A 24,890-nucleotide genomic window follows, 5' to 3' on the forward strand; every position below is an offset into this window, starting at 1 on the left:
GGGGGCCCCCCCGGGGGGGGCGCGGACATCCGGCCGCGATCAGAAGCCCTGCTTCTCCATCCAAGGGATGATGCGATCGAAGGCGCGCTCGATATCGTCCATGGAGGCCGCGTAGCTGATGCGCAGCGAATTCGGGCAGCTGTCACCGAAGGCATCGCCGGGGACCACGCACACGCCGGTCTCTTTGAGCATTCGCGTGGCCAGATTGGTGGCGTCGGTGTTCGGCGGCAGCGACGGGAAGATGTAGAACGCCCCCTGCGGCCGATAGCTGGTCATATGCGGGGTGTTGCTGACCAGCTCCACAATGCGGTCACGACGCTGACGGTAAGCGTCGAGCATCTCGTCGACGCACGCCATCCCCCCCTTGAGGGCGGCAACCCCGGCCCACTGGGCCGGCGTGTTGGCGACCGTGGTGGTGAAGATGTGGAAGCGCTGGAGCTTCTTGATCGCCCCCTGGCTGGAGATCAGCCAACCGATGCGCAGACCGGCCATGCTGAAGGTCTTCGACAGGCTGGAGACCGCCATGACGTGGTCTAGGTCCGAGGTGCAGCGCAGCACACTCGGATACTCCATCTCGTCGAGCACCAGGTGATCGTAGACCTCGTCACTGAAGACGTAGACCCCGCGGTAGGCGGCCTCCTGGACGATGGCCTCGACGGTCTCCCGCGGGTAGACCGTGCCGGTGGGGTTGCTCGGCGAGTTGAGGATGATGCCGAAGGTGCGCATGCCGATGTTGTCGATCACCTCCTGCGGATCGATCTGATGACCGTGCTCCGCCCGGGTGGGGATCGGCTTGACCTCCGCGCCGTTCATGCGGATCAGGGGGGCGTAGAGGGGGAAGGTCGGATCCGGGACGAGGAACTGCCGCCCCGGCGCCGCCGTGGCGGCGATCGCCAGGTACATCGCCTCGGTGGCGCCGGTGGTGATGAGCACGTTCTCCGGGGCCAGCGGGCGATCGTAGCGCTCGCTGTAGTACTCCGCCACGGCCTCGAGCATCTGCGGCAGGCCGGCATCCATGGTGTAGCCGGTCTTGCCATCGCGCAGGGCCTGGATATGCGCCTCGACCACGTGCTCCGGCATGGGGAAATCGGGCTGGCCGATGGACAGGTGGATCACGTCGTCCATCTCGGCGGCCATGTTCACCATCTTGCGGATGCCGGGGATGGGCAGGGCCCGGATCGAAGGGCTCCATACCGGCTCGCGCTCGTCGTCGGGATCGATATCGTCGGGATAGGCCACGGCACGCTCCCTGCGTTTCTTCGCACTGGACTCGCGGGTGGCGGCTGCTTCGCCACTCGCCCCTGACTGCAAAGTGTCATCCTTTCCAGTCCGCTTACAAGACCCCCGCGGCCGAAAGCCGGGCAGTCGCGCTCCTTGTCCCTCCCCCGTCCACCCGATACCTTGGACAGAAATCACCGCCAGGAGGTCGAGGGGTCATGGCCGACGGAGCACGACCTGTCATCGCCCTGCTCACCGCCCCGGACGAGGGACCGCCGCCGGGGCTCGAGCAGCTTGAGGACCGCGCCGAGGTCCGCCACGCCACCACCCGCGAAGGGCTCACCGAAGCCATCGCCGATGCCCGGGTCCTGCTGGTGACGGATTTCCGCACCCGCTTCGTCCGCGATGCCTGGCCCCACGCCCGTCAGCTCGAATGGGTCCACGCCACCAGCGCCGGCGTCGACGCCCTGCTCTTCCCCGAGATGGCCCGCTCCTCGATCCCCCTGACCAACGCCCGCGGCATCTTCGATCGGGCCATCGCGGAGACGGTGCTGGGGATGATCCTGCTCTTCGCCAAGGACATGCGTACCACCCTGGCCCTGCAGGAGCGCCGCGAATGGCGCCACCGTGAGACCGAGCGCATCCAGGGCAAGCGGGCGCTGGTCGTCGGGGCCGGATCCATCGGCCGGCAGATCGCCCGGCTACTGGACGGCGCCGGGCTGTCCGTCGACGGCGTGGCCAGCCGTCCGCGCAGCGACGACGCCGACTTCGGCACGGTCTACGGCACAGCGGACCTGCACGAGCAGCTGCCGCGGGCGGACTACGTGATCATCGCCGCCCCGCTGACCGACGCCACCCGGGGGCTGTTCGACCGCCGTGCCTTCCGGGCCATGGATCCCGGCGCGCGCCTGATCAACATCGGCCGCGGGCCGATCGTGGTCACCGAGGATCTGGTCGCGTCCCTGCACGACGGGGAAATCGCCGGCGCCGCCCTGGACGTCTTCGAGGAAGAGCCCCTGCCGGCGGCCCACCCGCTGTGGGACATGCCCAACGTCTTTATCTCGCACCATATGGCCGGCGATTTCGTCGGCTGGCGCAAGGCGCTGATCCATCAGTTCATCGACAACTTCGAGCGGTGGTCCACCGGCTCACCGCTGTGCAACGTCGTCGACAAGCAACGCGGTTACGTGCCACCGGAGAATCCAGCATGAGCAGCAACCCCAACGCCATCGCCGAACTCACCGCCAGCGAACTGCTCCGTCGCTACCGCGGCGGCACCCTCTCCCCCGTCGAGGCCACGGAGGCGGCCCTGGCGCGGATCCGGGCCCACAACGAGACGGTCAACGCCTTCTGCCTGGTGGACGAAGAGACGACGCTGGCCGCTGCCCGGCGCGCCGAGCAGCGCTACCACAACACCTCGCCGATGGGCGAGCTCGATGGCGTGCCGGTGGCCATCAAGGACGTCTTCCTGACCCGCGGCTGGCCCAATCTCAAGGGCTCCAAGACCGTCGACCCGGCCGGCCCCTGGGAGCAGGACGCCCCGGCGGTCTCGGCGCTGCGCCGCCACGGCTTCGTGCCGCTAGGCAAGACCACCACGCCGGAACTCGGCTGGAAGGGGGTCACCGACTGCCCCTGCTACGGCGTCACCCGCAACCCCTTCGACCCCGACAAGACGGCCGGTGGCTCCAGCGGCGGCAGCGCCTCCTCGGTGGTACTGGGCATGGGCCCGCTGGCCCTGGGCACCGACGCCGGCGGCTCGATCCGCATCCCGGCCGGCTTCTCGGGCCTGGTCGGGCACAAGCCAACCCAGGGCCGGGTGCCCCTGTGGCCGGCGAGCCCGTTCGGGCAGCTGGCCCACCCGGGCCCGATGACCTGGACCGTGGAGGACGCCGCACGGCTGATGAACGTCATCGCCGAACCCGACCCCCGGGATCCGACCCTGCCCGCGGCCGGCGGCGACTACGTGGCCGCACTGGCCGGCGGTGTCGGCGGCCTGCGCGTGGCCTTCAGCCCCAACCTCGGCTACGTGCAGGTCGATCCCGAGATCGCGCGCAGCGTGGCCGAGGCGGCGCGCCTGTTCGAGGCGCTGGGCGCGCAGGTCGAGGAGGTGGATCCGGGCTTCGCCGACCCGCGCGAGGCCTTCGATCTGCTCTTCTTCGGCGGTGCCGCCAACGCCCTGCGCAGCATCCCCGAGGAGCGCCACGCCGAGATGGACCCCAACCTCATCGAAGCGGTGGGCAGCGTTCGCGACGCCTCCATGCTCGACTACCTGGCGGCGATGAACGAGCGGGCCGCGCTCATCGAGCGCACCAGCCTGTTCCACCAGCGCTACGACCTGCTGCTCACACCGACGCTGCCCATCCCGGCGTTCACGGCCGGGCTCGAGGTGCCGGAGGGGTGGCACGACCGCCGCTGGCCCAGCTGGACCCCCTTCACCTACCCGTTCAACATGACCGGCCAACCGGCCTGCTCGGTACCGTGCGGCTTCACGGCCCAGGGCCTACCCATTGGCCTGCAGATCGTTGGCACCCGGCACGCCGACGCGCTGGTCCTGCGTGCGGCCCACACCTACCAGCAGGCCGCGCCGCTGACTGACCAGCGACCAGCCTGGGCCCACTGACCGGCGGGCACCGGCTCCGGAATACCGAACCACGACTCCGCTGCCAAGAAGGTCAACATGATCGATTCTCCGCTACTGCCCGAATTCAACTCTTACATCGCCGGTAACTGGGTGGGCGCCGACAACGGCGCCACATTCCAGATCACCAACCCGGCCAACGGCGAGCTGCTCGGCGAACTCCCGGCGCTGGGCGCCCACGAGGCCAACCGGGCGGTCGATGCCGCCGATGCCGCCCTGGCGGAAACGCCGGACCTGGAGACCCGGCGCGGCTGGCTGCAGGCCATCGATGCCGCACTGCGCGAGCACCAGGAAGAGCTCGGGCGCATCCTGACCCTGGAACACGGCAAACCCCACGCCGAGGGCCAGGGCGAGGTGCTCTACGCTGCCGGCTTCTTCGCCTACGCGGCCCGCAACCTCGATGCACTCGCCCCGCGGACCCTGGAGGAACAGCCCCGCGGCTGCACCTGGACCGTACACAACCGTCCAGCGGGCGCGGTGGCCTTGGTCACGCCGTGGAACTTCCCCATCGGCATGATCGCCAAGAAGCTCTCCGCCTCCCTCGCCGCCGGGGCGCCGGCGGTGGTCAAGCCGTCCTCGAAGACGCCGCTGACCATGGTGGCGCTGTTCACCCTGCTCCACCACGAGCTGGACCTGCCGCCGGGCATGGTCAACCTGGTCACCGGGGCCGCGGGCCCCATCGGCGATGCCCTGCTCGCCGACCGGCGCATCCGGGTGTTCAGCTTCACCGGCTCAACCGGCGTCGGTCAGCAATTGATCCGCGCCAGCGCCGACGACTGCACGCGCCTGGCTCTGGAACTCGGCGGCAACGCACCGTTCATTGTCTTTGCCGACACCGATCTTGACTGGGCCGCGGATCAGCTGATGGCCAACAAGTTCCGCGGCGGCGGACAGACCTGCGTCTGCGCCAACCGCATCCTGGTCGAGGCGTCGGTGATCGACACCTTCTCCGAGAAGGTGGCCGAGCGCGCCGCCCGGCTGACCGTCGGTGATGGCATGGCCCCCGGGGTGGATCTGGGGCCGCTGATCGACCGCAGCGGTTACGACAAGGTCCGCCGCCACTACCTGGACGCCGTCGAGCAGGGCGCCACGCCGGTGCTCGGCGAAGACCCGGGCCCGCTGGAGCACGAGCACGGCGCCTACTTCCCGCCGACGGTCGTCCGCGGCGTCACCGCCGACATGGCCTGCTGGCAGGAGGAGACCTTCGGGCCGCTGGTGCCCATGGCCGCCTTCGGCGATGAGGCCGAGGCGCTGGCCATGGCCAACGATACGGAGTTCGGCCTGGCCGCCTACCTGTTCACCGGTGACGACGCCCGGGCCGAGCGATTCATCCGGCGCCTGGCCTTCCCCCACGTGGGCTGGAACACCGGCAGCGGCCCGACGCCGGAGGCCCCCTTCGGCGGCATGAAGCTCTCCGGCTACGGCCGCGAGGGCGGCCTCGAGGGGCTGTTCGAGTTCATCGATACGCAGACCGTGCCCCGCGGCGGCTGACCCTCCGCGGCGCCCCGGGGGCCTGCGGCTGCCGGGGCGCCCCACCCCGCCTACCCGTCGGCCCCGCGCACCTCGCGGAGCGACGAGGCGCCCAGCGCCAGCGCCAGGAGCCGATCCACCCCCAGCGCCACACCGGCGCAATCGGGAACGCCCTGCTCGAGCGCGGTGAGCAACCGCTCATCGAGCGCGTGTACCGGCTGGCCGGCACCGCGGCGCTCGGCCTGCTCGGCCCGGAAGCGCTCGCGCTGCGCCGCCGCATCGGTGAGCTCGTGGTACCCGTTGGCGATCTCCAAGCCGTCGATGAAGAGTTCGAAGCGCCGGGCCGTGCGCGGGTCGGCGTCGTCCAGGCGGGCCAGGGCGGCCTGGCTGGCCGGGAACCCATCGAGAAAGGTCAACTTACCGTGGCCCAGGGCCGGCCCCACGGCGTGAGAGAGCAGCAGATCGAGCGTCTCATCGCGCCCCGCCGGGACGCCCCCGTGCAACTCGATGCCCTGGTCCGCCAGAGCGTCGCGGAGCACGTCATCCGCGTCGGCCAGGGGATCGACACCGGCATAATGACGAAAGGCCCCTTGGTAGGACCAGCGCTCCACCGGGCGATCACCGACAAGCAGCGCCGCCAGCGCCGCCACCTCGTCCATCAGGTGGTGGTGATCAAAACCAATGCGATACCACTCGAGCAGGGTGAACTCGGCGGCGTGCCAGCGCCCGCACTCGCCACCGCGCCAGGCCGGACCGAGGTAGTAGATGTCGCCACTGCCGGCGGCAAGCATCGCCTTCATGGCCGATTCCGGCGAGGTCTGCAGGTAAGCGGTGGCGCCGTCAGCGGCGGCGCCTGGCACCGAGATGCTCTCCAGCGCCGGGTCCATGGCCGCAGGACCGAGACACGGCGGCTGCACCTCCAGCACCTCGCGCTCGGCCAGGAAGCGGCGGATCCGTGCCAGCTCCCGCCCCACCCGGCGCACGGTGGCGCCATCGGCGGCGCCGCGCGGAGCGCCGGCCGCCATCGTCAGTCCTTGGCGCGGCTGACGTACTCCGCCTTGCGGGTGTCGACGCGCAGCACCTCACCCTCCTCGATGAACAGGGGCACCCGCACCGTGGCTCCGGTCTCCAGCTTGGCCGGCTTGGTGCCGCCGCTGCTGGTATCGCCACGCACACCCGGATCGGTCTCGATGACCTTGAGGTCGACGAAGCTCGGCGCCTCGACCTGCAGCGGCGCGTCGTTCCAAAGGATCACGGTGCAGGTATCCTGCTCCTTGATCCACTGGGCCGCATCGCCCACGGCGCTGGCCGGGGCGGCCTTCTGGTCGAAGGAGTTGGGATCCATGAAGTACCAGAACTCACCGTCGTTGTAGAGGTACTGGAGTTCGGTCTCCATGACGTCCGCCGCCTCGACGCTCTCGCCGGACTTGAAGGTCTTCTCGACGACGCGGTTGGTCTTCAGATTACGCAGCTTGACGCGGTTGAAGGCCTGCCCCTTACCGGGCTTGACGAACTCGTTCTCGACGATGGTGTAAGGATCACCGTCGAGCATAATCTTGAGTCCGCCCTTGAATTCGTTGGTGCTATAGGTCGCCATAATCCCCTCGGGTATGCGAAGTTGAAGCGATGCTAACCGATACGGCCCGACAGCCCAAGCCAGGCAGGCAACGCCGCGCCAACGAGCGCTGGCGCCAGGAGCTGATCGGCGCGATCCGCCAACCCGCCGAGCTGCTCCACCGCCTGGACCTGCCCGAGGCCCTGCTCGCCCCGGCGGAGCGGGCGGCGCGGTCATTCCCGCTGCGGGTTCCAGTTCCCTATCTGGCACGCATCCGGCCCGGGGATCCCCACGACCCACTGCTGCGTCAGGTGCTTCCCATCGATGCGGAACTCGAGACGCACCCCGGCTACACCGCGGATCCCCTGGCCGAACAGGACGGGCACCCCGGCAGCGGCGTCCTGCAGAAGTACCAGGGCCGCAGCCTGCTCATCGCCACCGGGGGCTGTGCCATCCACTGCCGCTACTGCTTCCGGCGCTGCTTCCCCTACAACCGCGAACCCGGCTGGCGCACCGCCCTCGACCGGCTGGAGCAGGCGGGAGCGCCGGAAGAGGTGATCCTCAGCGGCGGCGATCCGCTGCTGCTCGATGATCAGGCCCTGGGCGCCTGCCTCCGGCGCCTCGGTGAAATCGAGGCGGTACGCCGGGTGCGTATCCACACACGGCTGCCGGTGGTGATCCCGTCCCGGGTGACGGCCGCCCTGGCCCGCCATCTGGGACAGACCCGCCTGCAGACCGTGGTCGTCGTTCACGCCAACCACCCCAGGGAGGTCGACGCGGAGGTGGGCTCGGCGTTGGCCCGTCTGGGCAATGTCTGCTCGACAGTGCTCAATCAGACGGTCCTCCTGCGAGGGGTCAACGACGACAGCGCCACTCTGGCAGCGCTCTCCGAGCGGCTGTTCGCCGCTGACGTCCTGCCCTATTACCTGCACCTGCTCGACCCGGTGGCCGGCGCCGCCCACTTCGACGTCGACGAAAAAACCGGGCAGCGGCTCTGGGCGGAACTCGCCCGGAGACTGCCCGGCTACCTGGTCCCGCGCCTGGCCCGCGAGGAGCCCGGCGCGGCGGCCAAGACGGTGATTACACCGGACGCGCCTTGAGCGCCTCGATGCGCTCATCCAGCGGCGGGTGCGACATGAACAGCCGCTTGATCGAAGAGCCGCCCATCCGGCCATTGATGCCGAAGGCCTCCATCTCGTCCGGCATGTTCTGCGGCTCCACCGAGCGCTTGAGCTTCTCCAGCGCGGCGATCATCTTGTCGCGCCCGGCCAGCTTGGCGGACCCGGCGTCGGCCCGGAACTCGCGCTTGCGCGAGAAGTACATAGTAATCATCGAGGCCAACACGCCGAGGACCATCTGGGCGAAGATCATGGTGATCCAAAAGCCGGGGCCGTGGCCGTCCTCGTTCTTGAACACCACCCGGTCGACGAAGCGCCCGGCGACGTGGGAGAGGAAGATCACGAAGGTGTTCACCACGCCCTGAATCAGGGTCAGGGTGACCATATCCCCGTTAGAGACGTGGGCCACCTCGTGGGCGATGACCGCCTCGGCCTCGTCTCGGGTCATGTTCTGCAGCAGCCCCGAGCTGACCGCCACCAGGGCGCTGTTGCGCCGCGCACCGGTGGCAAAGGCGTTGATCTCCGGGGCGTCGTAGATCGCCACATCGGGCATGCCGATGCCCTCACGCTGGGCGAAACGGCGCACCGTCTCCACCAGCCACTGCTCCTGCTCGCCGCGCGGACTCTCGATGGGCTGTGCACCCATCATCTTCATCGCCATGTACTTGGACATCGCTAGCGAGATGAACGAGCCGGCGAAGCCGATACCCGCGGCAAAGATCAGCAGCGTGACCAGCTCCGCATCGATGCCGTGCTCGCGGAGGAACTGCTCCACGCCGAGCAGGTTCAGGATGATCGACAGCACCAACACGACGGCGATGTTGGTCGCCAGCAATAACGCGATCCGGGTCAGCATCGTTGAGAACGCTCCTCTTTCGTCAGACTGCGGGATCCACTTCCTGACGCTTGGATTGGGTTCGGCGGCAAAGGTTTCAAGACCCCTTCACCACGCTCAGACGTCGACACGCAGGCCGCGGACCTGGCGCAGCCCCCGCGGCAGCTGAACGCCACGCCGGCCCCGGGCGGCGCGGAAGGCCTCCAGGTCATCGCGACTGAGCCGCTTGCCGGTCTTGCCGGCCTCCACCCGCAGCGCAGCGCCGGCGGGCAGCACGGCGACCGCCACCACCACCTCCTCACGGCTGCGCAGGCGCTGGGCCGGGATGCCGATGAGCTTGTTGCCCTTGCCCCGCGCCATCTCCGGGAGCTCCTCGAGGGGGAAGACCAGCAGCCGACCGTCGGAGCTGGCCACCGCCACCTCGGCCCCATCGGCCTCGGCGGGCAACGCCACCGGCGGCAGCACCGCCGCCCCCTCCGGCAGGGTCAGCACGGCCTTGCCCGCGCGGTTGCGCGAGAAGAGCTCCCGCAGGGGGACACGGAAGCCGTAGCCGGCGTCGGAGGCGAGCAGCCAGCGCGACTCCGGGTCGCCGGCGAGCACCGACTGGAAGCGCGCCTTCTCCGGCGGCGTGAGCCGCTTGGTCAGCGGTTCACCTTGGCTGCGCGCCGACGGGAGCGTGTGAGCCGGCACCGCGTAGGCCCGGCCGGTGGAGTCGAGGAAGACCGCCGGCTGGTTGGAGCGCCCCGGGGCGTGATCCAGGTAACCGTCGCCGGCTTTGTAGGACAGCCCGCTCGGATCAACCTCATGCCCCTTGGCCGCGCGCACCCAGCCCTTCTCCGAGAGGACCACGGTCACCGGCTCGCTGGGCATCAGCTCGGTCTCGTCCATGGCCCGCGCCGGGCCGCGGTGGACCAGTGGCGAGCGCCGCTCGTCGCCGTGGGCCTCGGTGTCGCTGAGCAGCTCGCTCTTGACCTGCTCGCGCAGCCGGGCCTCATCGCCGAGGGTGGCGCGCAGCTCGTCGCGCTCGCGCTCCAGATCCCCCTGCTCACCGCGGATCTTCATCTCCTCGAGCCGCGCCAAGTGGCGCAGGCGCAGCTCGAGAATCGCCTCGGCCTGGGCATCACTGAGCCCGAAGCGCTCCATGAGCACCGGCTTGGGCTCGTCCTCCTCGCGGATGATGGCGATGACCTCATCGATGTTCAGATAGGCGGTGAGCAGGCCCTCGAGGATATGCAGCCGGTCCTCCACCTTATCCAGGCGCCAGGCCAGGCGGCGGCGGACCGTCTCGGTGCGGAAGCTCAGCCACTCCGCGAGCAGGTCGCGCAGGGAGAAGACCCGCGGCCGGCCATCGAGGCCGATGACGTTGAGGTGAACCCGGTAGCCGCGCTCGAGATCGGTGGTGGCGAACAGGTGATCCATCACCCGCTCCGGATCCTGGCGCCGGGAGCGCAGCTGGACCACGATGCGCACCGGCGCATCGTGGTCCGACTCATCGCGCAGATCCTCGACCATCGGTAGCTTGCGCGACTGGATCTGGGCCGCGATCTGCTCCATGACCTTGGCGCCGGCCACCTGGTAGGGAAGCGCGTGGATGACGATCTGCGCCTGCTCCCGCTCGTACTCCCAGCGGGCCCGGGCGCGCACGGTGCCGTGACCGCGCTCGTAGATGCCGCGCAGCTCCTCACGCGGGGTGATCACGTCCGAGGCAGTGGGGAAATCCGGCGCCGGAACGTGCTCGCAGAGTTCAGCGGTGGTGGCCTCGGGATAGTCGAGCAGATGGACGCAGGCGGCAACCACCTCGCGCAGGTTGTGCGGGGGGATGTCCGTGGCCATCCCCACGGCGATCCCCGAACCGCCGTTGAGCAGCACGTTGGGCAGTCGCGCCGGCAGGCGCTCCGGCTCCTGAAGGGCGCCATCGAAATTGGGGATCCACTCCACCGTGCCCTGCCCCAGCTCGCTGAGCAGCACCCGGGCGTAGGGCGTCAGGCGCGCTTCGGTGTAACGCATGGCCGCGAAGGATTTCGGGTCGTCCGGCGAGCCCCAGTTGCCCTGCCCGTCGATCAGCGGGTAGCGGTAAGTGAACGGCTGGGCCATGTGGACCATGGCCTCATAGCAGGCCGCGTCTCCGTGGGGGTGGTACTTGCCCAGCACATCGCCGACGGTGCGCGCCGACTTCTTGTACTTTGCCGCCGCCGAAAGGCCGAGCTCGGACATGGCGTAGACGATCCGCCGCTGCACCGGCTTGAGGCCGTCGGAGACGTGGGGCAGGGCACGATCGAGGATGACGTACATCGAGTAATCGAGGTAGGCCCGCTCCGTGAACTCGCGGAGCGGCTGGGTCTCGAAATCGGAGGCAGCGGGATCGGACATAGTTTTTCAGGATTCAGGTTTAGGGGTTCAGGGCTCAGGGGGCAGCGGTCAGGTTGAACGGATCAGGGGCAGTGGCTACTGGTCCCTAAATGACAATCTCCGCCAAGTTGCCCTTGCTCTCCAGCCACTCCCGGCGCTGGGCGGCGGCGCCGCGACCGAGCAGCATGCCCAGCAGGCGCTCGGTCTCCTCCGGGTCGTCGACGGTGAGCTGCACCAGGCGGCGGGTATCCGGGGCCATGGTGGTCTCGCGCAGCTGGACCGGATTCATCTCGCCCAGGCCCTTGAAGCGGGTCTCCTGCACCTTGCCCTTGATGCGCTCCGCCTCGATGCGGTCGAGGATGCCCTGGCGCTCGTCGCGATCCAGGGCGTAGAAGGTCTGCTTGCCGACATCGATGCGATACAGCGGCGGCATGGCCACGTAGACGTGTCCGCCGGCGACCAGGGCCGGGAAGTGGCGCTGGAACAGCGCGCAGAGCAGCGTGGCGATATGCGCCCCATCGGGGTCGGCGTCGGCGAGGACGCAGACCTTGTGGTAGCGCAGCCCGGAGAGGTCGTCGCTGCCCGGATCGACCCCCAGCGCCACGGCGATGTCGTGGACCTCCTGCGAGGCCATGACCTCGTCCGGCGCCACCTCCCAGGTGTTGAGGATCTTGCCACGCAGGGGCATGACCGCCTGGAACTCCCGCTCGCGCGCCTGCTTGGCGGAACCGCCGGCGGAATCGCCCTCGACCAGGAAGAGTTCACTGCGCGCCGGATCCTGCCCGGTGCAGTCGGCCAGCTTGCCCGGCAGCGCCGGCCCGCTGCCGACGCGCTTGCGGGTCACCTTCTTGGCAGCGCGCTGACGGCGCTGCGCGGCGCGCACCACCAGCTCGACGATCTGCTCGGCGCTCTGGGTATGCTCGTTGAGCCACAGGCTGAAGGCGTCCTTGATGGCTCCGGAGACGAAGGCGGCGCAGTTGCGCGAGGAGAGCCGCTCCTTGGTCTGCCCGGCGAACTGCGGCTCGTGCATCTTCACCGACAGGACGTAGCTGATGTGCTCCCAGACGTCCTCCGGGGCAATCCGCACGCCGCGCGGCAGCAGGTTGCGCAGCTCGCAGAACTCCCGCAGGGCCTCGGTCAGGCCGGTACGCAGGCCGTTGACGTGGGTGCCGCCCTGGGCGGTGGGGATCAGGTTGACGTAGCTCTCGGCCGGGCCGCTGCCCTCGGGGAGCCAGACCAGGGCGCACTCCATCTCCTCGTGCTCGGAGCCGAGCCGGGCGGTGAACGGCGGATCCGGCAGGTGCTCGTACTCGGCCACGGCGCCGGCCAAGTAGTCGCGCAGACCGTCCTCGTAATACCAGCTCAGCACCTCCGGCTCCTGCCCCTCGCCGCCGGTGGCGTCGCCGAGGACGACCGTCAGCCCCGGGCAGAGCACCGCCTTGGCACGCAGCAGGTGCTCGAGCCGCGCCCGGGAGAAGCGCGGGCTATCGAAGTAGCTGGTATCCGGCCAGAAGCGCAGCGTGGTCCCGGTCTCCCGCGTCTTGCCCACCTGCTCCAACGGCTCGATGCGCTCCCCTGCGGAGAAAGCGATGGTGTGCTCGGCGCCGTCACGGCGGATGTGCACCTGCAGCCGCGTCGACAGGGCATTGACCACCGAGACGCCAACCCCGTGCAGGCCGCCGGAGTAGCGGTAGCTCTTACTGGAGAACTTGCCGCCAGCGTGGAGCCGGCCGAGGATCACCTCCACGGCCGGGACCCCTTCGGTGGGGTGGGTATCCACCGGCATCCCGCGGCCGTCGTCGCTGACCTCCAGCGAACCATCGGCGTGCAGAGTCACCTCGATACGCCGGGCGTGGCCGGCCACCGCCTCGTCGACGCTGTTGTCGATGACCTCCTGTGCCAGGTGGTCGGGGCGGTTGGTCTCGGTGTACATGCCGGGGCGCCGGCGCACCGGCTCCAGGCCGGTGAGGACTTCGATGTCGGTGGCGTCGTAGGTCTGCTGGGTCTTGGTCGTCATCGGATCACGTGGTCGCGGATCGGGCCATTGAGGGTTCGCGCTCAGGGCGAGCAGTTTCCGGCTCCCGGCGGCAACTTACAAGGGAGCCGTGCACCGGATATCCCGTCCCCCCTCCGGGGCACGGGCGCGAGCGGGCACCCTGCCGGCTCGACGCTCATTTGACCACCCCTTGCGGCTCCGTTACTTTTCCCCGTCATGAGTGAGAGCGATTCGCAGGAATCCGCCCCCCAGGGCGACCTCCCCGACTTCGAGCGCTCGGTGGCCGAGCTCGAGGCACTGATCGAACGCATGGAGCGTGGCGAGCAGAGCCTCGAGGAGGCGCTGCGCGACTTCGAGCGGGGCATCCACCTGACCCGCCACTGCCAGAAGGCGCTGGGCGCCGCCGAGCAGAAAGTGGCCATCCTACTCGAGAACAGCGAGGACGGTGATGTCGGCCCGTTTCGATCCGACGATTCTTGAAGCCCTGGAGGCGGCACTGCCGCCACTGCGCGAACGCGCGGAGCGGGCCCTGGAGGCGGCCCTGCCCGCCGCTGAAGCCCACCCGACGGGCCTCCACGAGGCCATGCGCTACGCCGTGCTCGGCGGCGGCAAGCGCATGCGCCCGACCCTGGTCTACGCCACCGGCCGGGCCCTGGACTACACCGGCAGTGGGCTGGACGCCCCGGCCTGCGCCGTCGAGATGATCCACGCCTATTCGCTCGTCCACGACGATCTGCCCGCCATGGACGATGACGACATGCGCCGCGGGCAGCCCACCTGCCACCGCGCCTACGACGAACCGACGGCCATCCTGGTCGGCGACGCCCTGCAGGCCCGGGCCTTCGAGCTGCTCGCCGACGGCGAGCGGGAGGACGCCCCGGCCCCGGCCGCCCGCGCCGGGATGGTGCAGGCACTGGCCCGGGCGGCCGGCTCGCGCGGCATGGTCGGCGGCCAGGCCATCGACCTCGCCTCCGTCGGGCGCCGGCTCGACGCCGCCGAGCTCGAGGACATGCACATCCACAAGACCGGGGCCCTGATCCGCGCCAGTGTCCAGCTCGGCGCCCTGGCCAGTGGCCCGACCTGCGCCGCCACCCTCAACGCCCTCGACCGCTACGCCAAGTGCGTCGGTCTCGCCTTCCAGATCCACGACGACGTGCTCGACGTCGAAGGCGACGCCAAGGCCCTGGGCAAGGAGCAGGGCGCCGACGCAGCCCGGGATAAGCCCACCTACCCGTCAATCCTCGGGCTGCGCCAGTCGCGCGAACTGGCCGAGCGGCTGGCTGGCGACGCCATCGATGCCCTCGACGGGCTGGGCCCCGGCGCCGATGTACTGCGCGGACTGGCCGCCTACTGCATCCAGCGCCAGGCCTGAAAGCCCGCCTTCCCGGACAAAAACCCTGCCGAGACCGTCGGGATCGCCCCTTTACAAATATTTAAACTCGTTCCAAATTCAAACCTACCGCTGGAAGCCGAGACCGAGGCCGCAGAATCATGCTGAACCCCACTTGTCACCCGCCGCACACGACGGGCTCAGACACCAGGAACAAGACCATGGAAGACGTCCAGGGACGAGCCGACACCCGGCAGATCGAGATCAACAAGGTCGGCATCAAGGACATCCGCCATCCGGTGCGGGTCCGCGACCGCACGGGGCGGGACCAGCACACCGTGGCCACCTTCAGCATGTACGTGAACCTGCCGCAACACTTCAAGGGCACGCACATGTCGCGGTTCGTCTCGATCCTCGAGGGCCACGACCGCGAGGTGACCGTCGAGTCCTTCCACGAGATGCTCGCCGAGATGACCGACCGGCTCGAGGCCCATTCCGGGCACATCGAGATGGCGTTTCCCTACTTCGTGAACAAGCAGGCGCCGATCACCGGGGTCGAGAGCCTCATGGACTACGAGGTGACCTTCGTCGGCGAGATCCACGGCGACCGGCACGAAACCTGGGTGCGCGTTGCCGTGCCGATCACCACACTCTGCCCTTGCTCCAAGGAGATCGCCGACCGTGGCGCCCACAACCAGCGCTCGCTGGTCATCGTGACGGCCCTCATGGACGGTTTTGTCTGGCTTGAGGAGCTCATCGACCTCGTCGAGCAGGAAGGCTCCTGTGAGCTTTACGGGCTCCTCAAGCGCCCGGACGAAAAACACGTGACGGAGCGCGCCTACGACAACCCGAAGTTCGTCGAGGACGTGGTCCGGGACATCGCCGGCCGCCTCAACGACGATGAGCGCATCGCCGCGTACTCCGTGACCTCCGAGAACTACGAGTCCATCCACAACCACTCCGCGTTTGCGCTCATCGAGCAGGACAAGCGGGGGCGCTGACCGCGCGGCGACACCGCCCCGGCGCGGCCCGGATCAGCTGCCCCGCCCCGCCCGGGGGGCGACCTCCGCCCCCCGGGCGCCCATTTGATAGCAATCAATCGCGACCCGTGCATCGACCGCCTTGAGTGCGTAGCATAGTCCTTGTAGAGTCTCTGACCGTTCGGTCGGTTGGCGAGATGACCGCACCCCGGAACCCGACGTAGGACGCGGAGCCCATGCCCGACAACACCGGTCGCACCGAAGCTGCCGAACGGATCGTCGCCGCTGCCAAGCAACTGTTCGCCCGCGAGGGCTACAGCTCGGTGTCGATCCGCGACATCGCCGAGGCCGCCGAAGTCAGCAAGGCCAATGTCTTCCACCACTTCGCCTCCAAAGAGGAGCTCTACGTGGAGACGCTGCGCCGCTGCTGCGAATCGGCCCGGGCGCTGATCCACGCCTTCGCCGAGGAAGAGACCCGTGACCCGGCACAGCAGCTGCGGGCCTTCGTCCGCGCCGACCTGCACCGCGCCCTGGACGACCCCGATGCCACCCGGCTGGTGCTCGCCGAGGCCTTTGACGCCAATCCGTGTCGCGCCCGGACCCTGGTCGACGAGGTCTTCGGTGCCGACTTCCAGCGCATGACAGAGATCTTCTCGCGCGGCCAGCACACCGGCTCCTGGCGCCGGGACACGAACCCGGCGCTGATGGCGTCACTGATGCTCGCCGCCAACACCTTCTACACCGCTCACCGAGAGGTCCTGCGCCAGCTTCCCGGCGTGGACTTCGCCGACGACCCTGATCAGTACGCGGATCACGTCGTCGACATCCTGCTCGACGGGATCCAAAAGGAGGCCTAAGTGACTGACTGGCACATGCTCGATTCGTCCCCCGAGGCGCCGGCCCGGCCACGCCGGCTGCGGACGGTGGTCGCCATCATCGCCCTGGCCCTGCTCGCTGCCGGCTGTGGCGACGATGCCGGCGACAACGACGGGAACGGCGGCGAGGAGGCGCTTTCGGTGACCTGGATCGAGGCCACCGAGGAACAGGTCCGCGAGGTCCGCAACACCGTCGGCAGCGTCGAGGCCAAGTCGCGCCCGCTGCTCGCCGCCGAGGTCGGTGGCGTCATCGATGCCATCCATGTCGACGAGGGCGCCCGCGTCGAGCGCGGCGACCTGCTCGCCGAGATCGACCGCGAGGACTACGTCGACGACCGGGATGCCGCGGCCGCCGATGTGGCCCGGCTGACGGCGATGGTCGGCGTGCAGGAGCGCAACGTGGCCCGCAACCGGGAACTCTACGAGGACGATCACATCTCCGAGGACGAGCTCGACAACGCCGAGGCCGAACTCGAGGCTCGCGAGGAGGAGCTCGCCTCCGCCCTGGCGCAGTTGCGGCGCGCCGAGCGGGACCTGGAGCGGACCCGGATCCGCGCCGTGGTCAGCGGTGCCGTTGATGAACGCCACATCAGCGAGGGCGACTACGTCACCGCCGGCGACTCGGTCTTCCAGCTCATCAATCTGGATCGGCTCAAGGTCCGCCTGCCGGTCTCCGAGAGCCTGGCCCCGCGGCTCGACAGCGGGACAGAGCTGATCCTGCGCAGCCGCTCCGGCCTGCAGCCAGAGCTGGAGACCACCATCTCGGACCTGCGACCCGGCATCCGCGATGCCACCCGCTCGCTGCAGCTGATCGCCGAGGTGGACAACCCCGGCGGCTGGCGCCCCGGGGCCAGCGCCGAGGCGGAGGTGGTGCTCGATGTCCGCGACGGCCTCGTCCTGCCCAACCAGAGCGTCGTGCGCCGCCCCGCCGGCGAGGTGATCTACGTCCTCGGCGAGGACGGCGGCGCCGTCGAGGAGCGCGCCGTGGAGGTCGGCACCCGCTTCGGGGACCGCGCCGAGATCCGCGACGGGCTGGAGCCGGGTGAGCGCGTCGTCCTCGACGGCGCGGGCTTTCTCACCGACGGCGCCGCCGTGGACGCCGCTCCCCACGAAGGCGACGACGCGGACACGGAGTAACGCACCATGACGCTCTCCGAGCTCTCCATACGCCGCCACGTCCTGGCGGTGATGATCAGCGCGCTGATCGTGCTCATCGGCGCGATCGCCTATCAGGATATCGGCACCGACCGCATCCCCAATATCGACTTCCCCATGGTCAGCGTCACCGTCCACCAGGACGGCGCCGACCCGGAGCTGATGGATTCGGCGGTCACCGACGAGGTCGAACGGGCCGTCAACACCGTCCCGGGCATCGACGACATCCAGTCGGTCTCCCTGCCCGGGACCTCGGTGGTCACCATCCAGTTCGATCTGGAAGTGGACGTGGACGTGGCCTTCAACGAGGTCAACGCGAAGGTCTCCGAGATCGTCCAGGACCTGCCCGAGGAGGCGGAGGCGCCGGTCGTCGACAAGGTCGAGATGGACGCCCAGCCGATCATGTGGCTCTCCCTGCAGGGAGATCGCACGGCGCAGGATCTCGACCGCTACGCCCGCAACGAGGTCCGCCCGCAGCTCGAGGGCATCACCGGCGTCGGCGAAGTGCAGATCGGCGGCGCCCGGGAGCGGACCATGCGCCTGGAGGTCGACCCCGACCGCATGGCCGCCCACAACGTCGACGTGCAGACGATCATGCGGGCCCTCGAGGAGGAGCACGCCCAGATGCCGGGCGGCTTCCTGGTCGGTGGCGAGACCGAAGAGATGCTCAAGCTCGACGTCGAGTACCACGACGCCGAAGGACTCGAGCAGATGATCGTCGCCGGGGACGGCGACGAACGCGTGCGCTTTAGCGACATCGGCCGGGTCGAGGACGGCCTGGCGGACATGCGCCAGCTGGCCCGGTTCAACGGCGAGCCGACCATCGGCCTGGGCGTGGTCAAGATCTCCGGGGCGAACACCGTCGCCATCATCGACGAGGTCAAGGAACGCCTGGACGATCAGATCCGTCCCCAGCTGCCGCCGGGGCTGGAGCTGCACATCTCCACCGACGAGTCGCAGTTCATCCTCGAGCAGATCGACTCGCTCTACCTGACCATTGCCCTGGGCATCCTCTTCGCTGCCCTGGTGATGTGGCTGTTCCTGCGCAACCTGCGCTCGACGGCCATCGTCTCGCTGGCCATCCCCGTCTCGCTGATGGCGGCCATCGCGGTGATCCACTTCTTCGGCTACACGCTGAACTCGATCACCATGCTCGGCATGCTGCTGCTCATCGGCGTGGTGGTGGACGACGCCATCGTGGTGCTGGAGAACATCTACCGCCACCGCCAGCAGTACCGGGAAGGCCCCATGGCGTCGGCGATTTCCGGCTCCAACGAGGTTTTCTTCGCGGTCATCGCCTCCACCCTGACGCTGATCTCGATCTTCGGTTCGGTGATCTTCATGGAGGCGATCATCGGTCGGTTCTTCGAATCGTTCGCGGTGGTGGTCGCCTTCGGCGTGCTCGCTTCGAGCATTGTTGCCCTGACCCTGATCCCGATGCTCGCCTCCCGCTTCCTCCACGTACCGGAGCAGGAGGGGGCCTTCTACCGGGCCCTGGAGCAGGGCTTCAAGGCCATCGAGCGGGTCTATCGGTGGGCGCTCGGCTACATCCTGCGTTTCCGGTGGACGACGCTCGGCCTGGCGGCGGTCTTCGCCGTCACCGTCGCGGTGGTCATCGCCCCGCGCCTGGGCGGCGAGTTCGCCCCGGACGAGGACACCGGGGAGTTCATGGTCAATTTCCAGACGCCGCTCGGCTCCGGGATCGAGTACACCGACCGGCAGATGCGCGAGGTCGAGGCTATCCTTGAGGCGCAGCCGGAGGTGGATCGCTACTTCTCGGCCATCGGCATCGGCGACCGCGGGCAGGTCAACCGCGGCATCGCCTTCGTCCGCATGGTCGACCGCGACGAGCGGGACGCTTCGCAGCAGGAGGTGGTGCAGCGGATCCGCCCCGAGCTCGCCGAACTGCCCGGGGTACGCGCCTTCGCCTCCGACGTGCCCTTCGTCCCCGGCCAGCGCGGCGAGCCCCTGCAGTTCGTGGTCACCGGACCCAACGTCGAGGAACTCGGCGATCACGCGCGGGCGATCCAGGAGCGCCTGGAGGAGGTCGACGGCATGGGCAGCATCGACCTGGACCTGGATCTGGAGCTGCCCCAGGTGGAGGTCGAGGTGGATCGGGAGCAAGCCCGGAGTCTGGGCCTGAACGCCCACGACATCGCCCAGACCATCAACGTGCTTGCCGGCGGCTTCGATGTGGCCCGCTTCGACGACGGCCCCGGGGGCCAGGACGGGCGGCGCTACGACATCCGCCTCAAGGCCCAGGAGGACATGATCCGCGACATCGACGACCTGCAGCGGATCCAGCTCCTCTCTGAGCACGGCGAGATGGTGCCGCTGGAGGCGGTGACCACCATGGAGGAGACCTTGGGGCCGGCGGCGATCACCCGCCACAACCTCTCTTACTCGGCGGAGTTCTACGCCGACCCGGAACTACCACTGGCCGAGGCCGTCGAGGAGCTCAACGCCGTGGCCGACGACGTCCTGCCGCTGAACTTCGACGTGGAGCTGGTCGGCCAGGCCGAGGAGATGGAACGGGCCGTCGCCGCCATGCTCTTCGTGCTCTTCCTGGCGGCGACGCTCGTCTATATCGTGCTGGCCAGCCAGTTCAACTCCTTCGTCCAGCCACTGCTGATCATGGCGGCACAGCCGCTGGCGCTGATCGGCGGACTGCTCGGTCTCTGGGTGGGCGGCTTCACGCTGAACATCTACTCGATGATCGGCATGGTGTTGCTCATGGGCCTGGTCACCAAGAACGGCATCCTACTGGTGGATCTAACCAACCAGTACCGCGAGAAGCGGGATCTCTCGATCAACGAGGCCCTGGCCGAGGCGTGCCCCATCCGTCTGCGCCCGGTCCTGATGACCTCGCTGACGCTGATCCTGGCGCTGATCCCGGCGGCGGCCGGCCTGGGTGCCGGGGCCGAGACCAATGCACCGATGGCAGCGGCGATCATCGGCGGTATGATCACGGCCATGCTGCTCACCCTGGCTGTAATCCCGGCGGCCTACTCCCTGCTCGAGGGCTACCTCGCGCGGCGGGGCTGGGGCCGGCTGAGCAAGATCGCCGAGGACTACTTCGGATGAGGGGCGGCCCCGGGGGCCTGACGGCCCCCACGCCCCTGCGAAAAGGACCAACGCCCATGAAGCGAGGCAACACGAGAGCGCAGTTCAGGCTCGCCCCCCGGTTCACCGGCTGGACCCTGGCCGCCCTACTGGCGCTGCCCGGGGCCATCGCCGCCGGTGACAACGGCAACAACGAGCACGACGCCGCTGAGGCGGTGGTCGACGCCCCGGTCCCGGTGGAGGACGACGAGGACGCCCTGGCGCCGGCGGAGGTCAAGGAGCGAGACCCGCAACAGGACCTGCTGCAGGTGTACCGGCTGGCCCTGGAGGCGGACCGCAGCCTGGCCGCAGCCCTCAACCGGCGCCGCGCCGCCGACGAGGAGATCGCCCAGGCCCGCTCGCAGTTCCTGCCACAGATCACCGCCTCGGCGGGCTACGAGGACCGCGAGACTGCGATCGACATCGACGGGCAAGCCGATTTCGACGACGAGAGCCGCGGCTGGGACGCCTCGCTGTCGCTGACCCAGCCGATCTTCCGGCGCGGCAACTTCATCGACCTGGAGCGGGCCCGTACCGCCGTGGACCGGGCCGACGTGGAGCTCTCCCTGGCCGAGCAGGCACTGGTGGTGGATGTCACCGAGGCCTACTTCGACGTCCTGCTGGCCCAGGACGAGCAGGCCCTGGTCGAGGCCGAGCTGGCCGCCGTCGAGAGCCAGCTGCGCCGGGCCGAGCGGGCCCTGGAGGTGGGCACCGGCACCCAGACCGACGTCGACGAGGCGCGGGCCGCATTCGACCGGGTGCGCGCCGAGCAGGTGGCCGTGGACAACCAGGTGGAGGTCGCCCAGCAGGCACTGCGCCGGCTGACCGGCGAACTGCCCGGCGAGCTGGCCGGCCTGGGCGAGACGTTCGAGCCCAAGCCGGTGGAGCCCACCGACACCGACCACTGGGTGGACCTGGCCCAGCGCTACAACCTGGAGGTCCAGCTCGCCGAGCGCGACGACCAGTTGGCCCGACACGATGTCGAAAGCCAGCGGGCCGATCGCTGGCCGGAAGTAGAGCTCGAGGCGAGCTACCGCCATTTCGACGGCGAGGAGACCTTCCGGCAGGGTTCGGCCGCGACGGATCCGGAGACCCTTGACCAGATTCAGGACACGCGGACCATCCGCTTACAGGCTTCCATCCCTCTATTCACCGGCGGGGCCATCTCCAGCCGGGTGCGCCAGGCCGAGGCGGAGCGCACCGCGGCCAGCGACGACCTGGCCGATCAGCGCCGGGCCGCTGCCCTGGACGCCCGTTCCGCCTTCCTCGGCCTGACCTCGGAGCTGGAGCGAGTCCGGGCGCTGGAGCAGGCCCTCGTCTCGGCGCGCAGCAACGAGGCCTCGGTGCGTCGCGGCCAGGAGGTAGGTACCCGCACCACCACCGACGTCCTCGACGCCCAGAGCCAACGCTTCGAGACCAAGCGCGACCTGGCTGCGGCGCGTTATGATTACCTGCTGAACTTCGTGCAGCTGCAGGTGGCCGCCGGACTGGCGGTGGACGAGACGGTCATCCGCGAGGTCAACGAACAGCTGCAATCGGTTTCCCGATAACCCCGGATCCCATGAAACAAGCAGCGTGCACGACGACCACGGACGAAGCCCTGCAGGCCCTGCGTGACGCGGGGCTGCGCCTGACCCAGCCGCGGCGGCAGATCGTCGCCACCCTGGTGGCCGCCGATACCCCGCTGAGCCCGCGCGAGCTGCATCAGCAGCTCGGGTCTACGGCGTGCGACCCGGTGACGGTCTACCGCTGCCTGACCGACTTCGAACGCCTCGGGCTCGTGCACCGACACGAGTTCGGGGACGGCTCCACCCGCTACCAGCTGGTGGAGGCCGACGGCAGCCACCAGCACTACGTCATCTGCCGGCACTGCCAGCGCAAGGACCCCATCCACGCCTGCCCGGCGGACCTCGAAGCCGCGGTGCGCGCCCGCGGCTACGCCGGGGTCAGCCACACCCTGGAGTTCTTCGGCGTGTGCCCGGACTGCCAGCAGGGATCCGATCAGGAGCCCCGGTGAGCGCCTCCCGAGCCACGCGCACTGCCGAGGATCCTGCACGGGCCAAGCGCCGGGTCACCCTGATCGGCGGGGTGATCAATCTCTTCCTCGGCTCCGGTAAGATCGTCGCCGGCTGGCTGGGGCAATCCCAGGCCTTGGTCGTGGACGGGGTCCACTCCCTCTCGGACCTGGCCTCCGACGCCCTGGTGTACGTGGCCGCCACCTACGGGAGCCAGGAAGCGGACAGCGACCACCCGTACGGCCACGCCCGCATCGAGACGGCGGCGACCGCCGGCATCGGCGCGGTGCTCCTGCTGGTGGCCGCCGGGTTCATCTACGACGCGGTACAGCGGCTACTCGTCGCCCCGGAGTCGCTCTGGGTGCCGGGCTGGCTTGCCCTCGGCGCAGCGCTGGCGTCGCTGGTCATCAAGGAGGGCCTCTACCACTACACCCGGTGGGTGGCCAACCGGGCGCACTCGAACCTCATCCACGCCAATGCCTGGCACCACCGCTCCGATGCCCTCTCCTCCGTGGTGGTCATCGGCGGCATCATCGGCGTATTCCTGGGGCTACCGTGGCTGGACGCCGTCGCCGCCATCGTGGTGGCACTGATGCTCGCCCACGTGGGGATCCGCTTCGCCTGGCGCTCGGTCTGCGAGCTGGTCGATACCGGCCTCGATCCGGAGCAGGTGGCGCGCATCGAGGGACTGGTCGGCGAGATCGACGGGGTTCGCGACGTTCACGGCCTGCGCAGCCGGCACATGGCCGAGGAGGCACTGATCGACCTGCACATCCAGGTGGACCCGCGGCTGAGCGTCTCCGAGGGCCACCGGATCAGTGAGGCCGTGCGCCGGCGCCTCATCGAGGACATCGGCGTGGTCACGGAAGTGCTGGTGCACGTCGACCACGAGCCGCCGCACTGGGACGAGGCCACCGCCGCCCTGCCCCTGCGCAGCAAGGTCGAGCGCGACCTGCAGACCGCCTGGTCGGGCATCCAGGGGGGCGACAGCGTCGAGCGCGTCGACCTGCACTATATGGAGGGACGCCTGGAGGTGGAACTCCACCTGCCCTGGGGCCCGGACTGCGACACCACCGCCCTGCACCAACGTGCCACCCAGCTGGCCGCAGCCGCCGAGGGCCTGGCCTACGTCAGCGCCTGTCGGGTCCACTTCATCGGACGCTGAGCGGGGGCTCGGCCAAAGCAGCCAGTTGCTCGCGCAGCGCCAACATGTGTTCCTCCCAGTAGCGGGGCTCGGCGAACCAGGGGAAGGCCTGCGGGAACGCCGGATCCTCCCAGCGCTCCGCCAGCCAGGCGGCGTGGCGCATCAGCCGCAGGGTGCGCAGGGGCTCGATCAGGTGCAGCTCGCGCGGGTCGAGCTCACAAAAGGTCCGGTACCCCTCCAGGACCGCCTCGAGGAACGACTCCTGCTCGGCCCGCTCGCCGGGAAGCAGCATCCAGAGATCCTGGACGGCCGGCCCGGTGCAGGTGTCATCCAGGTCCACCAGATGGAACCCGGCCTCGGTCTGCAGCACGTTCCCCGGGTGGAAATCGCCGTGCACGCGGATCGGGCGCACCGCCCCGGCACGCTCCCAGCAGGCGCTCACCGCCTCGAGGAGATCCTCGGTAAGGGTGGCGTAGGCCTCCTCCAGGTGCGGCGGCAGCCAGTTGCCGGCCAGCAGCCAGTCCCGGACCCGCCGGCCGTGATCCCCCGGGTCGAGGGCGGGACGATGGGTGAAGGCACCGCCCCCGCCGACGACATGGATGCGACCCAGGTAGGCGCCCAGGCGGCGAAGCACGTCGCGGTTGTCCACCTCCAGCATGCGCCCGCCCCGCATGGGATACAGGGCGATGCGGAAGCCGTGGCTGTGGGCCAGGGTGCTCGCTCCACAGCGCATGGGCGCCACCACCGGCACCTCGGCGGCGACCAGCTCCTCGCTGAAGGCGTGCTCCTCGAGGATCTGCGCATCGTCCCAGCGCCCGGGGCGGTAGAATTTGGCCACCACGGCCGGGCCGTCCTCCACCCCGACCATGTAGACCCGGTTCTCGTAGCTGTTCAGTGCCAGCAACCGGCCGTCGCTGCGCACGCCGCCGACGGCCTCGACGGCATCGAGGACGGTGTCGGGACCGAGGGTCTCGAACGGGTGGCGCGTATCCATGAACCGGCTCCTACAGCTGGGTGTGGGCGACGACGGTCGTCCGGGGGACGGCCCCGGCCCCGCAGTCAGGGTAGCCCGCGGGCTGGTCGGCCGGCTATCCTTGGCCCTTTGAAAGG

At 69.4% G+C, this 24,890-nt stretch carries 20 protein-coding genes; 13 read left to right on the forward strand and 7 right to left on the reverse strand.

The window, feature by feature from the left end; translation table 11 throughout:
* Positions 1–39: 39 nt before the first annotated feature.
* A complete protein-coding gene (locus tag LRG07_RS10900) occupies positions 40–1,239 on the reverse strand; it encodes an aminotransferase class I/II-fold pyridoxal phosphate-dependent enzyme (protein WP_201172034.1) in 1,200 nt (399 codons plus the stop codon).
* 197 nt (positions 1,240–1,436) lie between these two features.
* On the opposite strand from LRG07_RS10900, the gene LRG07_RS10905 reads away from it, so the two are divergent.
* The 3 genes from LRG07_RS10905 to LRG07_RS10915 are packed head-to-tail and all read left to right on the forward strand — an operon-like array spanning position 1,437 to position 5,347.
* Entirely contained in the window at positions 1,437–2,429 is a 993-nt protein-coding gene (locus LRG07_RS10905; protein ID WP_201172036.1) for a D-2-hydroxyacid dehydrogenase, read from the forward strand.
* A complete protein-coding gene (locus LRG07_RS10910) occupies positions 2,426–3,838 on the forward strand; it encodes an amidase (protein ID WP_238634010.1) in 1,413 nt (470 codons plus the stop codon). The genes LRG07_RS10905 and LRG07_RS10910 overlap by 4 nt, the downstream gene beginning before the upstream one ends.
* Before the next feature lie 57 nt (positions 3,839–3,895).
* Positions 3,896–5,347, forward strand: coding sequence for an aldehyde dehydrogenase family protein (locus LRG07_RS10915; protein WP_238642368.1), 1,452 nt, complete (start codon positions 3,896–3,898; stop codon positions 5,345–5,347).
* 50 nt (positions 5,348–5,397) lie between these two features.
* Here LRG07_RS10915 and epmA read toward each other — a convergent pair whose 3' ends face one another.
* A complete protein-coding gene (epmA, locus tag LRG07_RS10920; protein ID WP_201172053.1) occupies positions 5,398–6,351 on the reverse strand; it encodes an EF-P lysine aminoacylase EpmA in 954 nt (317 codons plus the stop codon).
* Between the two features lie 2 nt (positions 6,352–6,353).
* A complete protein-coding gene (efp, locus tag LRG07_RS10925; protein WP_201172055.1) occupies positions 6,354–6,923 on the reverse strand; it encodes an elongation factor P in 570 nt (189 codons plus the stop codon).
* A gap of 29 nt (positions 6,924–6,952) precedes the next feature.
* Here efp and epmB point away from each other — a divergent pair, with 29 nt between their 5' ends.
* The gene (gene epmB, locus LRG07_RS10930; RefSeq protein WP_238634007.1) at positions 6,953–7,981 is read left to right on the forward strand and encodes an EF-P beta-lysylation protein EpmB; all 1,029 of its coding nucleotides are present in this window, start codon (positions 6,953–6,955) and stop codon (positions 7,979–7,981) included.
* Here the strand turns inward: epmB and htpX are convergent.
* From htpX to parE, 3 genes are all read right to left on the reverse strand, one after another.
* Positions 7,962–8,852 carry a protease HtpX gene (gene htpX, locus LRG07_RS10935; protein WP_201242287.1) on the reverse strand — a complete coding sequence of 297 codons (891 nt, stop codon included), beginning with the start codon at positions 8,850–8,852 and terminating at the stop codon, positions 7,962–7,964. The two genes, epmB and htpX, sit on opposite strands and share 20 nt — an antisense overlap.
* Before the next feature lie 99 nt (positions 8,853–8,951).
* On the reverse strand, positions 8,952–11,204 hold the full coding sequence (gene parC, locus LRG07_RS10940) for a DNA topoisomerase IV subunit A (protein WP_238642369.1): 2,253 nt from the start codon (positions 11,202–11,204) through the stop codon (positions 8,952–8,954).
* 85 nt (positions 11,205–11,289) lie between these two features.
* A complete protein-coding gene (parE, locus tag LRG07_RS10945) occupies positions 11,290–13,200 on the reverse strand; it encodes a DNA topoisomerase IV subunit B (protein WP_238642370.1) in 1,911 nt (636 codons plus the stop codon).
* Positions 13,201–13,395: 195 nt separating this feature from the next.
* Here parE and LRG07_RS10950 point away from each other — a divergent pair, with 195 nt between their 5' ends.
* From LRG07_RS10950 to LRG07_RS10990, 9 genes are all read left to right on the forward strand, one after another.
* Complete coding sequence (locus LRG07_RS10950) at positions 13,396–13,659, forward strand: exodeoxyribonuclease VII small subunit (RefSeq protein WP_238642371.1); 264 nt, start codon at positions 13,396–13,398, stop codon at positions 13,657–13,659.
* Positions 13,628–14,551 (forward strand): polyprenyl synthetase family protein, encoded by a 924-nt coding sequence (locus tag LRG07_RS10955; RefSeq protein ID WP_201172067.1) that lies wholly within the window; start codon positions 13,628–13,630, stop codon positions 14,549–14,551. Before LRG07_RS10950 ends, LRG07_RS10955 begins: the two co-directional genes overlap by 32 nt.
* 179 nt (positions 14,552–14,730) lie before the next feature.
* The gene (gene folE2, locus LRG07_RS10960) at positions 14,731–15,510 is read left to right on the forward strand and encodes a GTP cyclohydrolase FolE2 (protein WP_238634003.1); all 780 of its coding nucleotides are present in this window, start codon (positions 14,731–14,733) and stop codon (positions 15,508–15,510) included.
* Between the two features lie 215 nt (positions 15,511–15,725).
* Positions 15,726–16,346 (forward strand): TetR/AcrR family transcriptional regulator, encoded by a 621-nt coding sequence (locus LRG07_RS10965; protein WP_238634002.1) that lies wholly within the window; start codon positions 15,726–15,728, stop codon positions 16,344–16,346.
* Positions 16,347–17,501 carry an efflux RND transporter periplasmic adaptor subunit gene (locus LRG07_RS10970; RefSeq protein ID WP_201242272.1) on the forward strand — a complete coding sequence of 385 codons (1,155 nt, stop codon included), beginning with the start codon at positions 16,347–16,349 and terminating at the stop codon, positions 17,499–17,501.
* A 6-nt stretch (positions 17,502–17,507) separates the two neighbouring features.
* A complete protein-coding gene (locus LRG07_RS10975) occupies positions 17,508–20,603 on the forward strand; it encodes an efflux RND transporter permease subunit (protein WP_238636632.1) in 3,096 nt (1,031 codons plus the stop codon).
* 56 nt (positions 20,604–20,659) lie between these two features.
* On the forward strand, positions 20,660–22,171 hold the full coding sequence (locus LRG07_RS10980) for a TolC family outer membrane protein (RefSeq protein WP_238636631.1): 1,512 nt from the start codon (positions 20,660–20,662) through the stop codon (positions 22,169–22,171).
* A gap of 11 nt (positions 22,172–22,182) precedes the next feature.
* Positions 22,183–22,638: a Fur family transcriptional regulator gene (locus tag LRG07_RS10985; RefSeq protein WP_201172086.1), complete on the forward strand. Its 456-nt coding sequence runs from the start codon at positions 22,183–22,185 to the stop codon at positions 22,636–22,638.
* On the forward strand, positions 22,635–23,801 hold the full coding sequence (locus LRG07_RS10990) for a cation diffusion facilitator family transporter (protein ID WP_201172089.1): 1,167 nt from the start codon (positions 22,635–22,637) through the stop codon (positions 23,799–23,801). Before LRG07_RS10985 ends, LRG07_RS10990 begins: the two co-directional genes overlap by 4 nt.
* Here LRG07_RS10990 and LRG07_RS10995 read toward each other — a convergent pair.
* A complete protein-coding gene (locus LRG07_RS10995) occupies positions 23,788–24,774 on the reverse strand; it encodes a serine/threonine protein kinase (RefSeq protein ID WP_238636630.1) in 987 nt (328 codons plus the stop codon). The genes LRG07_RS10990 and LRG07_RS10995 overlap by 14 nt on opposite strands.
* Positions 24,775–24,890: the final 116 nt, after the last annotated feature.

It is taken from the genome of Halorhodospira sp. 9622 (genome assembly GCF_022228025.1).
Lineage (GTDB): Bacteria > Pseudomonadota > Gammaproteobacteria > Nitrococcales > Halorhodospiraceae > Halorhodospira > Halorhodospira halophila_A.